The organism is Bradyrhizobium sp. LM2.9 (genome assembly GCF_054056555.1).
Genome location: NZ_JBSRYJ010000002.1, coordinates 5,980,590 through 5,994,926, shown reverse-complemented (window position 1 = coordinate 5,994,926; position 14,337 = coordinate 5,980,590). Strand labels below are relative to the sequence as shown.

Sequence of the window (14,337 nt, the reverse complement as noted above, 5' to 3'; positions counted from 1 at the left end):
AAGCGCCGTCTCGAACCATGAAGGCCCGGCTCTTTCAGCTCGGCCTCTATCCTTCGAGACGCGCGAAGAGCGCGCTCCTCTGGATGAGGATCAGGAAGCGGCCCGCCACTCCTCGCGTACGCTGTCATCGCGCTCGCCCGCGATTGCAGCTGCCCTCATTGCAGCGAACCCTGCATCTGACAACAACTGCCCCAGCGCCCACACCGCAGCCCCCCGCACCAGCGGGCTCGCATCATCCAGCAATCGCCGCGCCTCGTCCGCCAGTGCCGGATCGCCGGAGTTGCCGATCGCGATCAGCACGTTCCGCAAAAAACGATCGCGGCCGATGCGCTTGACCGGCGACTTCGTGAACAGCGCGCGAAACGAAGCGTCGTCGAGCCGGGCGAGTTCGGCGAGACCTGGCGCGCGCAATTCGTCACGCGCCGCGAGCTTGGCCTCGCGACCCTCCCGCGCGAACTTGTTCCAGGGGCACGCCGCGAGGCAATCGTCGCAGCCATAGATGCGGTTGCCGATCGCCTTGCGAAACTCGCGCGGGGATCGGTCCCTTGTTCTCGATGGTGAGGTACGAGATGCAGCGCCGCGCATCGAGCTTGTAGGGCGCGGGGAAGGCCGCGGTCGGGCAGATGTCGAGACACGCCTGGCACGAGCCGCAATGATCGATCTCGGCGTCGTCGCGCGGCAGCTCCAGCGTGGTGTAGATCGCGCCGAGAAACAGCCACGAGCCGAATTCGCGCGAGACCAGATTGGTGTGCTTGCCCTGCCAGCCGAGATGCGCAGCTTGCGCCAGCGGCTTCTCCATCACGGCGGCCGTGTCGACGAACACTTTCACGTCGGACGGTGCGGTCGCAACCAGCCATCGCGCCAGCGCCTTCAGGCGCTTCTTGATGAGGTCGTGATAGTCGTCGCCCTGCGCATAGACCGAGATCGCCGCGCGCGTGCGTTGTTCGAGGATCGCGAGCGGATCCTGGTCAGGGCCGTAATTGACGCCGAGCATGATGACGCTGCGCACGTCCTGCCACAGCCCGCGCGGATCGACCCGGCGCTCCGGTTGCGCGGCGAGCCAGTCCATGTCGCCATGGCCGCCGGATGCGATGAATTCCAGAAAATGTTTTCCGGCGCTTTCGATCGTGCCGGGCTCTGTGACGCCGATGCAGTCGAATCCGAGCGCGCGTGCCTCGTTTGCAAGCGCCGTCTTCAGTTCGGTCGGACCGGAGTTCAGAAGTCGAGGTCCACGTAGGTCCGCGACGCCGGTACGCCCGCCAGCCATTCGCTCAGCAGCGGACGGAACGACGGGCGGGATTTCACCCGCGCGTACCACGCCTTTGCTGCGTCGTCCTCGCTCCATGGCACGTCGCCCAGATAGTCGATCGCCGAGAGGTGCGCCGCGGCGGCGAGATCCGCGTAACTGAGCCGGTCGCCGGCGAGGAAATTACGCGTCTGCGCCAGCCAGCCGATATAGGCCAGATGATAGCGCACATTTGCCTTCGCGGCGCGCATCACGTCGGCCGAAGGCGGGCCGCCGCCATTGTCCTCGCTCATGAAGCGCTTGTAGATGCGCTCGGTGACGAGCGGGTGGGAGACCTCCTCGAAGAATTTTTCGTTGAACCAGGCCATCAGCCGGCGCACCTCGACGCGCTCGCCGATCGTGTCCGGCATCAGGCGCTTGAGCCCCATCTCGGCGCCATAGGCCTCGTCGACATATTCCGCGACGATCGCCGCGCCCGGGATGGGCGGCTGCTCGTCGTCCACCAGGACGGGCGTCGTGCCCGCCGCATTGAGCAGCAGAAATGCCTCGCGCCGCTCCCAGCTGCGCTCTTCAACCAGCTTCAGCTCAAGCCCGTATTCCCCCGCGATCAGGCGGATGAAGCGCGAATGCGGACAGAACGGATGATGAAACAGCGTGAACATGAAGCCTTTGACTATTTGATGGTGCTTAAGAATCCATCAATGTTTGTGCGGCGCCACACTAGTCATTCAAAACCGCGAAGCAAGGGCGTGACGCCGCATTTTGCGATTGCAGCAATGGGGCGGATGGGCGAGAAGAGCCCCGCTTTTCCAGCGGAAATGGACCGTAAATATGTCAGACGCAATACGGGCAGTGATCCTCGGCATCATCGAGGGTGTGACCGAGTTCCTTCCCGTGTCCTCGACCGGTCACCTGCTGCTTGCGGAGCGCTTCTTCCATCTCGGCGAGGGCGCGTTCTGGGATTCGTTTACGGTTCTGATCCAGCTCGGCGCGATCCTCGCGATCGTCGTGCTGTACTTCAAGAAATTGTGGGACGTCGCGATCGGCATGTTCACGGGCGACGCCTATGCGCGCCGCTTCGTGATCGGCGTGCTGGTGGCGTTCCTGCCCGCTGTCGTCGTCGGTCTCGTCGCCGGCAAATACATCAAGAGCATGCTGTTCAATCCGTGGGTGGTGTGCTTCTCGCTGATCGTCGGCGGCGCCATCCTGCTCTGGGTCGACAAGCTCGATCTCAAGGCGCGCGAGCATGACGCCACCCGGTTTCCGCTGCTGATGTATCTCTATATCGGCATCGCGCAGTGCATCGCGATGATCCCGGGCGTGTCGCGCTCCGGCGCCAGCATCGTCGCGGCAATGTTTTTGGGGGCCGACAAGCGTGCCGCGGCGGAGTTTTCGTTCTTCCTCGCCATCCCCACCATGATCGGCGCGTTCGCCTACGATTTCTACAAGAACCGCTCCGAGATGACGATGGACCACATGGGCATCGTCGCGATCGGCTTCGTGGTGTCGTTCGTCACCGCGATCATCGTGGTGAAGACGTTCCTGGAATACGTCACCCGCCACGGTTTCGTGGTGTTCGCCTGGTGGCGCGTGATCGTCGGCACGCTCGGCCTGATCGCGCTGGCCATGGGGCGGTAAGCCCGAACTTCAAACAACTGCAGCCTGGACGTTGAATCTCGTCGTGCCCGGCCTTGTGCCGGGCATCCACGTTCTTGGCGACCATCAAGGAAAGACGTGGATGGCCGGGACAAGCGCGGCCATGACGGCGGATGGTTACGCGCTCTTGCGCTGGAATTGCCCGGCGGCGCGGAAACGCCAGAGATATTGCGGGGCGATCGCCTCGAGCGAGTCGGCGGTGATACCAAGGCCTTCCAGCGTCAGGCCGGCGGCCTTCGCCGCATCCGACACGACATTGTCGCGCGCGAGCAGCGTGACCTGGTCCGGCGTCAGCTTCAACGCGCCGGGCGCGAATTGCAGGAAATTGGCCTGGAAGCGGGCCAGCCCGAACGGCAGCGGCACCAGCATCGGCTTGCGATCGGCGATCTTGAGGATGGCCTCGATGATCTCGCGCATGGTCAGCACGTCCGGCCCGCCGAGTTCGTAGGTCGCGCCCGCCTTGGCCTTGCCGTCGACGGCATCCGCGATCCCTGTGGCGACGTCGCCGACATAGACCGGCTGCATCCGGGTACTCCCGCCGATCAGCGGCAGCACCGGCGACATCCGGGCCAGTGCCGCGAAGCGGTTGGTGAACTGGTCCTCGGGGCCGAACATCACGGAGGGACGGAAGATATCGTCGCCGACGGCACCGCGGCCAAGACCGCGGCTTCGCCGGCCGCCTTGGCCTGGGCGTAGCGCGAGGGCGATTCAGCGTCGGCGCCGATCGCCGAGACATGGATCAGGCGTGCCCCCGCGGCCGCGGCCGCCTTGGCGACGGTCTCGGCGCCCTTGGCCTGGACGGCATCAAAACTCTGCGCGCCGCCTTCGGCGAGGATGCCGACCAGATTGATCACGATATGCGAATCACGCAGCGCCGCCTCGACCGAGGCCGGATAGCGCAAGTTGGCCTGCACGGTGTGAACCTGCCCGACTTTACCGGAGGGCTGGAGGTACCCGGCCAGCTCCGGCCGCCGCACCGCGACCCGGATCCGGTAGTCGCGCCGGCACAGCGCGCGGACGACATTCCGGCCCAAAAACCCCGATCCGCCGAAAACCGTGACGAGAGTTTCCAGATTCGATGCCATGGAGGTCCATTCCTGCAGGAAGAGTGCGTGTTATCAGGCTTGTATCGGGCCGGTTTGCGATGCGCAATCCGCATCCGGAAGCGGGGTTCAAGCATGAATTGACAACCGCGTCACCGAACCGTAGTAACCGCCTCCGTGCCCTAAACGGCATGCCCAGGTGGTGGAATTGGTAGACGCGCTGGCTTCAGGTGCCAGTGGCTTAACGGCCGTGAAGGTTCGAGTCCTTTCCTGGGCACCACCCTTTCCCTAAGCGATCGAAATTGCTTGCCCGACGTTGGTCGAGGGACGGTCGCGAACTACTCCTCGGGAAACAGCAACGACTCATAGTCTCGCGCGCCGTGGAGGATATGAATGACCTCTCCTGTGTCGTCACCCTACGCGATCAAAAATCAGAAATTGACCGAACGGACGCCTGCGCACGCCAAATTGCTCGAAGTGCGGCACCAACGGATAGGCGCGTGGGGCGTCCAACAAGGACTCACATTTTCTCGTAGCATGCGAACGAGCTTGAGGGCGCTCGGAGGACTTTGCTCCGGCATTAGGTAGCAAACTCACCTTGCCACGGCTGGCGGCAATCCTGCCCGTAAGCCTAGAATCTCCCCACATTTAACGGGGAATTAGCCATGAGCGAGATTGTTTTAGGCGGGCTGGTAAAACGTCGGGCCGAACTGGCCCGGGATATCGAGCGGACCCATGAGGCCCTTCGGAAAAATGGTTCTAGACCTCGAAAGCCTAGACGCCACCATTGTCCAGTTTGACCCCGATTTTAAGGTTGAGACCATCAAGCCGAAGGCGTTCCGGCCGCCGAAGGATTGGAGCAACCGAGGCCAAATGTCTCGCATCTGCCTGAGCATCCTTCGGCAGGCCTCAGAGCCGCTTACCAGCCGGGATATCGCGTTAGAGCAACGGGCATTGGACAAGAGCGATCAGCGGCTCTTTTACGTCGCCATATTCAGGCAATGACCCCGGAGCAATGTCGAGCCGCGCGAGCATGGCTAAACTGGCCTCAAGACGCGCTTGCAAAAGCCGCGAACGTCGGCGTTTCGACGGGTTCGGGACTTCGAAGCCGGGCGGCGGGAGCCGACCCGGAATAATCTAACGGCAATGCGAGTTGCCTTGGAGGAAAACGGCGTTTCATTCTTTGAGGATTGGAAGGAAAGCGGCATCAAAGTGCCGCGCTCGACAGAAACGAGTGATTCTGATAAGAAGTGACGGTGGACCGGTTGGGGATTGGACCCAAGCTCGCACGGTTGGAAATCCAGCAAGCGGCACTAGCCCCTGCCCGTCCTAGAGACTATCGATCACGCTGGAACGTGACCGATAGCCCCTAAGGTGAGTGTGAGGGCCTATCTTCTCATGTACCACCTGCCTTTCGACCCCGGCTCAACGGGGTGCCACACTTGGTTGATGAGACCACCGGAGCCGAAAGGCTCCGGATTTCGTTTGAGAGTCACTGCAAGTATTCCTTGGATGCCCTCGCAATTGATTCCTCGACCCGACCCGTAACGATCGGTTCGGCGCGGTTGTCCATGTTCCGAACCTCCTTCGGAACGCCAGCTGCATCGGCGACCTTGCGCCACCAGCGCCGGAATTCGTTGTGCTTCCACGGCTTGCCGGTCCATTCGCAAATCACCATGGCTCCCGTCCGAGAGCTAGAATTGAGAAGCTCTAGCTCCTCTTTGACCATCGGCAGCGTCTTGATCTCCACGGAGTGCTTGTCGCCTTCCGGCTGGCGCCAATCGATGGGCCATTGCATAAACCCATCTTGGATTGCGGACCAACGCAGGCCGCGAACCCATTTCTCATTGTTCCAAATCAATTCGTCAGCCTGAGCGTCGGCTGATTCATCGACCGGAACCCACTCGCCAATGACTTCAACTTGCTTAAGCTTGAGATCGAATTGGAGCGCTTGGGCAAGCGCGAGCGAAGATCGGCCCATTTCGTGAGCCTTGACGCGGATTGCGATTGCTTGCTCAGACGTGAGGCGTTCAGTCCGCTTTGGGGGAAGTTCGAAAGTCATTTTGCTCAAGAGGATGCTTAGCTTCGCGCAAGCGTCATCATTGAGTGCGGTCATCCCGAAGCTGGCCAACAGCCGGACCTTCGCGACGTAGCTGTGAGCCGTAGAAACCTTGCCGCCCTCCTTCCAGCCTTCGTAGAGGCTCTGGATCCGACTTGACGAGCTGAGATCAGCAATGCGCTCATGCCCAATTTGCAGCATGAGTTTATTGATCGTCACGTCATAATCCTTCCGGACTTTCCAGTGCAATTTGAAGTAGGGCGAGCCAGCTTCGATCCGGTAGCGCCTTACCAAACCTGAAAACGTGCCGTCGAATGTTTCGTAGCGCCAAACCGGCACCGACGCCTGCTTGGGGGGGGCGACCTCCGCGACAGGGGACGTCGGGTCGGGGTTCGCGGGCTGATCCTGGATCGGCGGATGGGTGACTACCGGAGGAGGCTTTGCCACGGTGGCGGCTGGCGCCGGGCCGATTAAATTCTCATCCGAGTTTTCGGCACGAATACGTTTGTATTCGGCTATGTCTCGCGCCAACTTGGCAGCGGCTTGCAAGTGGAACGCATGCTTGCGCTCCATCATGGCAAGGATCGGATCGTCCAGATCGGTCTCGTCGGTCATTTGCCCGTGGCAAAACAAAGGGTTGACGGGAATCCCAGACCGATGTAAAAGGAGGCTGTTCCACGGCCGCGCCTTTTAGTCGGTGCTGGGACTCCCGCCCTCGTCTCGACGCTGGCGGAATTACCAACATCTACGAAGCTCGGTTTGAAGGAGTCGCATCGCAAGTGCGGCTCCTTTTCATTTTGGAACATACCATGGGATTCGTAGTTGCGCAAGCGGCTGAACAGCGCCGATATCGATGTCGCCTCCGACTGTCATTTAAACAGCGCTGATATCTCGCTTTTAGCAGTAGGTGAGTTTGCTACCTAATGCCGCTTTGCTCCGCGACATAGGCCACGATCTGTTCGAGATCGGCCTCTGTCTCAGCGGCGACGGTGAGGATCACTTGCGGTCCGCTTGCGCCGCCAATTTGGCTTCGAGCCGATCGAACACGTCAGAACCCGGCTTGGTCCGGCCGGCATCGGCATCCATGAGTCCGCGTGCAATCGAGGCGTCCAGGGCGGCCAGCCTCGTCTCTCTTTCCTGTACGAGGCGTACTCCCTCGCGCAGCACCTCGCTCTTGGAATGGTATCGTCCGGACGACACGGGCTCGTTCACCACGCTCTCGAGCGTCTCTCCCAAATCAGCGCTCACAGCCATGCCAGATCTCTCCGTTTCGCCGCCAATAACTTATTGGCGGAAAGTATTTTTCAAGCAAAACAGCTGGTTGGAGACCTCGGAAACCTGCCGCCGCACCAAATTTCGTTCCCCAATACCCCGATTGCGCCATCCGAATTTACTCCACTTTAGACAACTTGGCCTAAGTCAGCGGTCAGGCTCGCAACCGGCGGTCGGCGAGCACGCAGAGCCGTCGGGCTCGCTTTGTCGTGAGGGAAGCGGTGGATCAGCACCAGGTCTGGCGCGCGTCGGCATTCGACAAGGTTGCGAACACGATCAGCCCGTTTCTTCTGAGATCGGGAATCTATCTGTTCCTGATCTCGTTCATTTGCCTGTTCTACGTCTTGAACGCGCCGCTTCTGCTCGGTCACTACGATCTGGGCTGGCATCTGGCGGCCGGAGATCTCATCCGAGACAGCAACGCTATCCCGCCCCAGGACTCCTGGTCGTTCACCCACGGCGACAAGCCATGGTTCAATCTGTCCTGGCTCTGGGACGCGCTTGCCAGTGCGACGCTTCAATATGCGGGGTTTGGCGGCCTCGTCGTGCTGACGGTGGCCTGTGGCGCGGCGATCGTCGGCACCCTGACTGCGATCTCTCTTGGCTACGGCGCATCGGCGATCGCGGTTTGCGTCTCGGTCTTCTTTGCCTGCCTGCTCTATCCCGCCTACGAAGCTTCGCCGAACATGTATCTCGCGGTCTCGCCGAATACATGCACGATGTTGTTCTGCGTCGTCTTCTACCGCGAGTGCCTGAGACGAACGCGATGGTTCGTGCTTCCCGTGTTGATGGCGCTCTGGGCCAATCTGCACGGCGGCTTTCTGCTCGGCTTCTTCGTGATCGGCGTTTTCTTCGGCGCCGCCTTGCTCAGAGCGGCCTGGGCCGAGCTCAGGATCCTTGCGCTCACTGGAATCGGGTGTCTTGCCGCGACATTCGTCAACCCGCTCGGCTGGAATATCTACGCCGGTGCCGCCGCGACGATGGGGCACTTCGTCCAGGGCAATATCGGCGAATGGCTGTCCTACTATCACAACATGGAAGTGCCCGGCAGCATTCCCGGCATCCTGTACATGCTGGCCTTCGTCGCGCTCGAGCTGCGCTACAGAAACTCCAGGCCGATCCCGCTCGAACCGAGATTGATGTCCTGGCTGTTCCTGATTCTGGGGCTGTATCAGTTCAGGTACATCGCCTTCTTCTTCATCTTCTCGACCGCGCCGATGGCGCTTCACCTCAGCCGCTTGCTGCCGGAACGTCTCACGGGTCTCGATGCGCGTGGACCGTTGCTGGCTGCCGGCATCGTCGGTCTGTGCACCCTGCCGATGGTCTACTTACGCGTTGCGCCGGCGCTCGCACTTCCGCAGATGCTGTCGACCGAAGATGCCGGCTATCTGCAAAAGCATCTCGCAGGTCAGCGGGTGCTGAACAATTGGAACGTCGGCGGTTACCTGATTTTCGCGACGCACGGAACTGTCCCCCTGTTCGTCGATGGCCGCGCCGCAACGGCCTATCCGGATGATCTGCTGCGCGACTATTTCAAGCTGGTGAGCTGGGAGGTCAACGAAGCTGCGTGGGACATGGTGCTCGACAAATACCGGATCGACGCCGTGCTATGGGTCAAGGCGCACGACCAGCTGCGGCACTTTCTCGTGGAGCGCCGAGGCTGGCGCGAGCAATACACCGGCGCCTACGAGACCGTTTACGTCCGGCCTTGATCCGGTTTTGCCGGCGCTGCCAAAAGACAATGACAAACGATAATGACGAGTAGCGCCGCAGCTCTGTATGACCAGCCGCGCCTGCTGCTTGCGCCGACGGCTGCCAGCGGATACATCGCGGCCGGCCCTCGCCAGCGTCTGTCCCGGGTATTAGCCTGCCAAGCGCACCGATTCGATTGAGGTTTGAAACGCCATGACCGTACGCCTGCACCGCGGAGACCTGCCCGATCTGTCCCGCTACACCGGAGCGGTGGCGATCGACACCGAGACCATGGGCTTGAACCCGCACCGCGACCGGCTCTGCGTGGTGCAGCTCTCGCCCGGCGACGGCAGCGCAGACGTGGTGCAGATCCCCAAGGGGCATACCGACGCGCCGAACCTGAAGGCCCTGCTGGCCAATCCCGCGATCACGAAGATCTTCCACTTTGCGCGGTTCGACGTCGCGGTGCTCTACCAGACGTTTGGCGTCATGACCGGGCCGATCTACTGCACCAAGATCGCCTCCCGCCTGATCCGCACCTATACCGACCGCCATGGCCTCAAAGACCTCGTGCGCGAGGTGCTCAATGTCGATCTCTCCAAGCAGCAGCAATCGAGCGATTGGGGTTCCGACAGCCTGACCGAGCCGCAGCTCGCCTACGCCGCCTCCGACGTGCTGCATCTGCACGGCTTGCGCGAGCGGCTCGATGCCATGCTGGCGCGGGAAGGCCGCACCGCGCTGGCAAAAGCCTGTTTCGACTTCCTGCCGACCCGCGCCCTGCTCGACCTCCAGGGCTGGGCCGAAGAGGACATCTTTGCGCACTCCTAGAGCTTCGCGTGGCGGCTCGCTTGGGCGGTCGCCCCGTTTCGGTCACTTTCCTGACGGCCTGTCGCCGGCTGCATATTTTGGCGTTGCCGGCTACAATGGGGCGCCCGTCAACCGGACAAGGCGAGCGACACCTCAGGAGCCCAGGTGAATTTGGCCCATAATCCCACCTATGACGCCGCGCTTGCGGCGAAGTTCGCCGGCGCGGCTCGCCACAGCCGCCTGGTGCGGATTCTGCGCATCGCGGTGCCGACGACGGTGGCCGTGGCCATGGCTGTGATCGTGGCCGTGTCAACCTTCCTCAATCCCTTCAAGATCCCGGTGAAGCTCGACTCCGGAAACCTCGTGGTGACAGGCACCAAGATCACGATGGAATCGCCGCATATGTCCGGCTTCACCCCGGACCAGCGGCCCTACGAGCTCTGGGCCAAGACCGCGACACAGGACATCACCGATCCCGACCATGTCGATCTCCATGATTTGCGCGCGAAAGTGTTGATGGAAGACCAATCGACCCTTTTCCTCGATGCCCGCACCGGACGGTTCGACAACAAGCAGCAGCAGCTCGACCTGCACAAGGACATCTTCCTGCGCACCTCGACCGGCTACGAGGCGCGGCTGAACTCGGCCTTTGTCGATATGGGCAAGGGCACGGTCTCGTCGGATGAGCATGTCGACGTCAAGCTGACCAACGGCACGCTGACCGCCGATCGGCTGCGGATCACGGAAGGCGGCGATGTCATCCGCTTCGATGGCAATGTGGTGATGCATCTCGACAAGCTGGACGATCCTGCCGCCGCTCAGCCTGTGCCATCCGAGCCTGCGCCGCCGGTGAAGACACGCACGCCCCAGAACAAGTCTGCCAATTCAAAGTGATTTTCATGATCAGGTTTTTTCCGCGCAACAAAGACAAGCGGCGCGTCATCACTGGTGCGGCCGCGCTCGCCGTCGGCGTCGCACTGCTCGCAACGGGTGCGGCAATCGCGCAGAGCACGATGCAAGGCGTGCCCAACGCGATGCAGGGCTTCTCGCAGAACCGCGATCAACCGATCCAGATCGAAGCGGCCTCGCTCGAGATGCGCGACAAGAAGAAGGAGGCGACCTTCTCCGGCAATGTGAAGGTCATCCAGGGCGACACCACCATGACCTCGAAGACGCTGGTGGTGTTTTACGATTCGGGCGGCGACAAGCCGGCCACACCGCAGCCTGCGGCGAAGGCGACAAAGGGCGCTCCGATGCAGTCGGGCGACGCCGGGACCGGGCGGCAGCTCCTCGATCAAGCGGCTGGAGGCGCGCGGCAATGTCGTCGTCACCCAGAAGGACCAGGTGGTGACAGGCGAGACCGCCGTGTTCGACACCAGGACCAATCAGATCACCATGCTCGGCGGCGTCGTCTTGACGCAGTGCAAGAACGTGCTGCGCGGCGACCGGCTGGCGGTCGACATGACCACCGGCGTGTCGCGTGTGGAATCCGACACCGGCCGGGTGCAGGCGCTGCTGCCACAAGGCGGCGGCAATGATTGCGGATCCGGAGGATCGGGCAAGCCCGGCGCGGGGCCTTTGCAACTGCCTGGCGCCAGTAAACCAAAGTAAATTTGAAGAATGATTTCAAGCGTTTGGGCCGAGCACTGCTGATCCGAGGTTGAAGCTTGTCCGGCGAGACTGTATCTGGTGCGAAGGGCTTTCGAAGCGGGTTCGCCGCTTATCGGGGGTGTTTCACTGGGCACGGGACACCCTTAACTCATGCTGTGTCGGCGAATCGCAAAGCCGGCGCGGCAGATCGCGCGAGTTCCGCGCAGGATCGTCGCGAAAGGCTAGAAGGCGGGGATGGTCGATCTCTTCAGCATGTTCCGTCGGCGCCCCGCCAAGCGCGGCCGGCCAGGATTTGCGCGCCAGGACATCACCGCGCTCGGTGACAGTATCGGCGGTCTCGTGGCCAGCCCGGTACGGGATGCGCCGCCGATTGCGCGTGACCAGCCGATGCATGCGCCCGACCAGTTCCAGGCTGACTTCCAGGCCACCTATCAAGCCGAGCCGCGCGCGCAGGCGGTTCATCCCGTCAGGGCCGCCGCCGCCAGGCCCAATGGTTCCGGCGGGCCTCAGCTGTTGAAGCGGCCGGGCTTCCTGGCTGTGCATAGCGTGGAAAAGAGTTTTGGCAGCCGCCAGGTCGTGCGCGGCGTCAGCATCTATGTGCGCCGCGGCGAAGCGGTCGGCCTGCTCGGTCCGAACGGCGCCGGCAAGACCACCGTGTTCTACATGATCACCGGCCTGATCAAGGCCGACCGCGGCGCGATCGAGCTCGACGGCCACGACGTCACCAAGCTGCCGATGTATCAGCGTGCGCGACTGGGCATCGGCTATCTGCCGCAGGAAGCCTCGATCTTTCGCGGCCTCACCGTCGAGCAGAACATCCGCGCCGTGCTTGAAGTGGTCGAGCCCTCGCGCAAGAAGCGCGAGCAGCAGCTCGACTCGCTGCTCGACGAATTCAACATCACGCGCCTGCGTAAATCGCCGTCGATCGCGCTGTCCGGCGGTGAGCGGCGCCGCGTCGAGATCGCGCGAGCGCTGGCGACGCGTCCGAACTACATGCTGCTCGACGAGCCCTTTGCCGGCATCGATCCGATCGCGGTCGGCGACATCCAGGACCTCGTCCGCCATCTCACCAACCGCGGCATCGGCGTGCTGATCACCGACCACAATGTGCGCGAGACGCTCGGCCTCACCGATCGCGCCTACATCGTCTATGCCGGTGAAATCCTGACCGAGGGGAGCCCGGATGAGATCGTCGCCGATCCGGACGTACGCCGTCTTTACCTTGGCGAGGAGTTCCGCCTCTAGCCCGATTTTCCATTTCGTCAAGACGTGTACATCGGGCTCGGACTAGGATAAGCAAAAATCGGACCAACTTTTGGGATCGGTTCTTGCTTCATGGCGCTTACGCAGAGATTAGAGTTCCGGCAATCGCAGTCGCTGGTCATGACGCCGCAGTTGATGCAGGCGATCAAGCTGCTGCAATTGTCCAATCTCGATCTCACGACGTTCGTGGAAGAGGAACTCGAGCGTAATCCGCTGCTGGAGCGGGCCAATGACGAGCCCCCGGCGGGCGAAGCCCCGGCCGAGACCGGCCAGTTCAACGATAGCGACGGCGGCCACAATGACGAGCCGGGCGGCGGTCCGGGCGAGGCCTTCGAACCCGGCCAGGAAGAATGGATGAGCAAGGATCTCGGCACCCGCGCCGAGATCGAGCAGACCATGGACACCGGCCTCGACAACGTCTTCTCCGAGGAACCGGCCGAGGCTGCCGCACGCAACGCCCAGGATGCGGCGCCGACCACCTATACCGAATGGGGCGGCGGTGCCTCCGGTGACGAGGCCTACAATCTCGAAGCCTTCGTCGCCGCGGAGACCACGCTCGGCGACCACCTCGCCGAGCAGCTATCGGTTGCTTTCACCGGGGCCGCGCAGCGCATGATCGGCCAGTACCTGATCGACCTCGTCGACGAGGCCGGCTATCTGCCGCCGGATCTCGGCCAGGCCGCCGAGGGGCTTGGCGCATCGCAACAAGACGTCGAGAACGTTCTTGCCGTGCTGCAAAAATTCGATCCGCCCGGCGTCTGCGCGCGCAATTTGAGTGAATGCCTGGCGATCCAGCTCCGCGAGCTCGACCGCTACGATCCCGCGATGCAGGCCCTGGTCGAGCATCTCGATCTCCTCGCCAAGCGCGACGTCGGAGCCTTGCGCAAGCTCTGCGGCGTCGACGATGAGGACATCGCCGACATGATCGGCGAGATTCGCCGGCTCAATCCCAAGCCCGGCATGAAGTTCGGCTCGGCCCGGCTCCAGACCATGGTGCCTGACGTCTATGTCCGCCCCGGTCCCGACGGCGGCTGGCACGTTGAGCTCAACAGCGACACCTTGCCGCGCGTGCTGGTCAACCAGACCTACTATTCGCAGCTCTCCAAGAAGATCGGCAAGGACGGCGACAAGTCCTATTTCACCGACGCGCTCCAGAATGCGACCTGGCTGGTGCGCGCGCTCGACCAGCGCGCCCGCACCATCCTGAAGGTCGCGACCGAGATCGTGCGCCAGCAGGACGGCTTCTTCACCCATGGCGTGGCGCACCTGCGGCCGCTGAATCTGAAGGCCGTCGCCGACGCCATCCAGATGCATGAATCGACGGTGTCGCGCGTCACCGCCAACAAATACATGGCGACCAATCGCGGCACGTTCGAGCTGAAATATTTCTTCACGGCTTCGATCGCTTCGGCTGACGGCGGCGAGGCGCATTCGGCGGAAGCCGTGCGTCACCACATCAAGCAGCTGATCGATTCGGAGGCGCCGTCCGCGATCCTGTCCGACGATACTATCGTGGAACGCTTGCGCGGCTCGGGCATTGATATTGCCCGCCGCACGGTCGCGAAGTACCGCGAAGCCATGCGCATTCCTTCCTCGGTGCAACGCCGCCGCGACAAGCAGAGCGCTCTTGGTAACGTCCTCTCCACCGCAATGTCCGATCGCTCCCGCAGCACCGTTCCGGCCTGATT

Annotated in this window: 9 protein-coding genes, 1 tRNA gene and 3 pseudogenes; 8 read left to right on the top strand and 5 right to left on the bottom strand. The window is 62.4% G+C overall.

Features of this window, described 5'->3' with window-relative positions:
* Positions 1-90 precede the first annotated feature (90 nt).
* Positions 91-1,267, bottom strand: a pseudogene (queG, locus tag ACVWW3_RS30890) (tRNA epoxyqueuosine(34) reductase QueG).
* Positions 1,216-1,908, bottom strand: coding sequence for a glutathione S-transferase family protein (locus tag ACVWW3_RS30885; protein WP_354105924.1), 693 nt, complete (start codon positions 1,906-1,908; stop codon positions 1,216-1,218). The pseudogene queG and the gene ACVWW3_RS30885 overlap by 52 nt, the downstream one beginning before the upstream one ends.
* A 169-nt stretch (positions 1,909-2,077) precedes the next feature.
* Here ACVWW3_RS30885 and ACVWW3_RS30880 point away from each other — a divergent pair, with 169 nt between their 5' ends.
* The gene (locus tag ACVWW3_RS30880; protein ID WP_247352703.1) at positions 2,078-2,884 is read left to right on the top strand and encodes an undecaprenyl-diphosphate phosphatase; all 807 of its coding nucleotides are present in this window, start codon (positions 2,078-2,080) and stop codon (positions 2,882-2,884) included.
* A 135-nt stretch (positions 2,885-3,019) separates the two neighbouring features.
* On the opposite strand, the pseudogene ACVWW3_RS30875 reads toward ACVWW3_RS30880, so the two are convergent.
* Positions 3,020-3,987: pseudogene (locus tag ACVWW3_RS30875) on the bottom strand (complex I NDUFA9 subunit family protein).
* Positions 3,988-4,138: 151 nt separating this feature from the next.
* Between ACVWW3_RS30875 and ACVWW3_RS30870 the strand changes: the two are divergent.
* Positions 4,139-4,225, top strand: a tRNA-Leu gene (locus ACVWW3_RS30870).
* 1,212 nt (positions 4,226-5,437) lie between these two features.
* Here the strand turns inward: ACVWW3_RS30870 and ACVWW3_RS30865 are convergent.
* Positions 5,438-6,619, bottom strand: coding sequence for a hypothetical protein (locus tag ACVWW3_RS30865; RefSeq protein ID WP_456647672.1), 1,182 nt, complete (start codon positions 6,617-6,619; stop codon positions 5,438-5,440).
* Positions 6,620-7,000: 381 nt separating this feature from the next.
* Positions 7,001-7,258: a type II toxin-antitoxin system ParD family antitoxin gene (locus tag ACVWW3_RS30860; protein ID WP_456647673.1), complete on the bottom strand. Its 258-nt coding sequence runs from the start codon at positions 7,256-7,258 to the stop codon at positions 7,001-7,003.
* A 239-nt stretch (positions 7,259-7,497) separates the two neighbouring features.
* Here ACVWW3_RS30860 and ACVWW3_RS30855 point away from each other — a divergent pair, with 239 nt between their 5' ends.
* The 6 genes and pseudogenes from ACVWW3_RS30855 to rpoN all read left to right on the top strand — a co-directional run bounded on the left by ACVWW3_RS30855 (position 7,498) and on the right by rpoN (position 14,335).
* Complete coding sequence (locus ACVWW3_RS30855) at positions 7,498-8,988, top strand: hypothetical protein (protein ID WP_456647674.1); 1,491 nt, start codon at positions 7,498-7,500, stop codon at positions 8,986-8,988.
* Between the two features lie 193 nt (positions 8,989-9,181).
* A complete protein-coding gene (locus ACVWW3_RS30850) occupies positions 9,182-9,796 on the top strand; it encodes a ribonuclease D (RefSeq protein ID WP_247352748.1) in 615 nt (204 codons plus the stop codon).
* 144 nt (positions 9,797-9,940) lie between these two features.
* Positions 9,941-10,669, top strand: a complete 729-nt coding sequence (lptC, locus tag ACVWW3_RS30845; RefSeq protein WP_456647675.1) for an LPS export ABC transporter periplasmic protein LptC — start codon at positions 9,941-9,943, stop codon at positions 10,667-10,669.
* 5 nt (positions 10,670-10,674) lie between these two features.
* Positions 10,675-11,386 (top strand): annotated as a pseudogene (locus tag ACVWW3_RS30840) (LptA/OstA family protein).
* Between the two features lie 234 nt (positions 11,387-11,620).
* Positions 11,621-12,631: an LPS export ABC transporter ATP-binding protein gene (gene lptB, locus ACVWW3_RS30835; RefSeq protein ID WP_456647677.1), complete on the top strand. Its 1,011-nt coding sequence runs from the start codon at positions 11,621-11,623 to the stop codon at positions 12,629-12,631.
* Positions 12,632-12,721: 90 nt separating this feature from the next.
* Entirely contained in the window at positions 12,722-14,335 is a 1,614-nt protein-coding gene (gene rpoN, locus ACVWW3_RS30830) for an RNA polymerase factor sigma-54 (protein ID WP_456647678.1), read from the top strand.
* The last annotated feature ends 2 nt before the right edge of the window (positions 14,336-14,337 follow it).

What these genes read in the sequence shown, in the direction of transcription:
- ACVWW3_RS30885 (WP_354105924.1), bottom strand. Translation starts at nt 1,908, where the DNA reads ATGTTCACGCTGTTTCATCATCCGTTCTGTCCGCATTCGCGCTTCATC.
- ACVWW3_RS30880 (WP_247352703.1), top strand. Translation starts at nt 2,078, where the DNA reads ATGTCAGACGCAATACGGGCAGTGATCCTCGGCATCATCGAGGGTGTG.
- ACVWW3_RS30865 (WP_456647672.1), bottom strand. Translation starts at nt 6,619, where the DNA reads ATGACCGACGAGACCGATCTGGACGATCCGATCCTTGCCATGATGGAG.
- lptB (WP_456647677.1), top strand. Translation starts at nt 11,621, where the DNA reads ATGGTCGATCTCTTCAGCATGTTCCGTCGGCGCCCCGCCAAGCGCGGC.
- ACVWW3_RS30860 (WP_456647673.1), bottom strand. Translation starts at nt 7,258, where the DNA reads ATGGCTGTGAGCGCTGATTTGGGAGAGACGCTCGAGAGCGTGGTGAAC.
- ACVWW3_RS30850 (WP_247352748.1), top strand. Translation starts at nt 9,182, where the DNA reads ATGACCGTACGCCTGCACCGCGGAGACCTGCCCGATCTGTCCCGCTAC.
- rpoN (WP_456647678.1), top strand. Translation starts at nt 12,722, where the DNA reads ATGGCGCTTACGCAGAGATTAGAGTTCCGGCAATCGCAGTCGCTGGTC.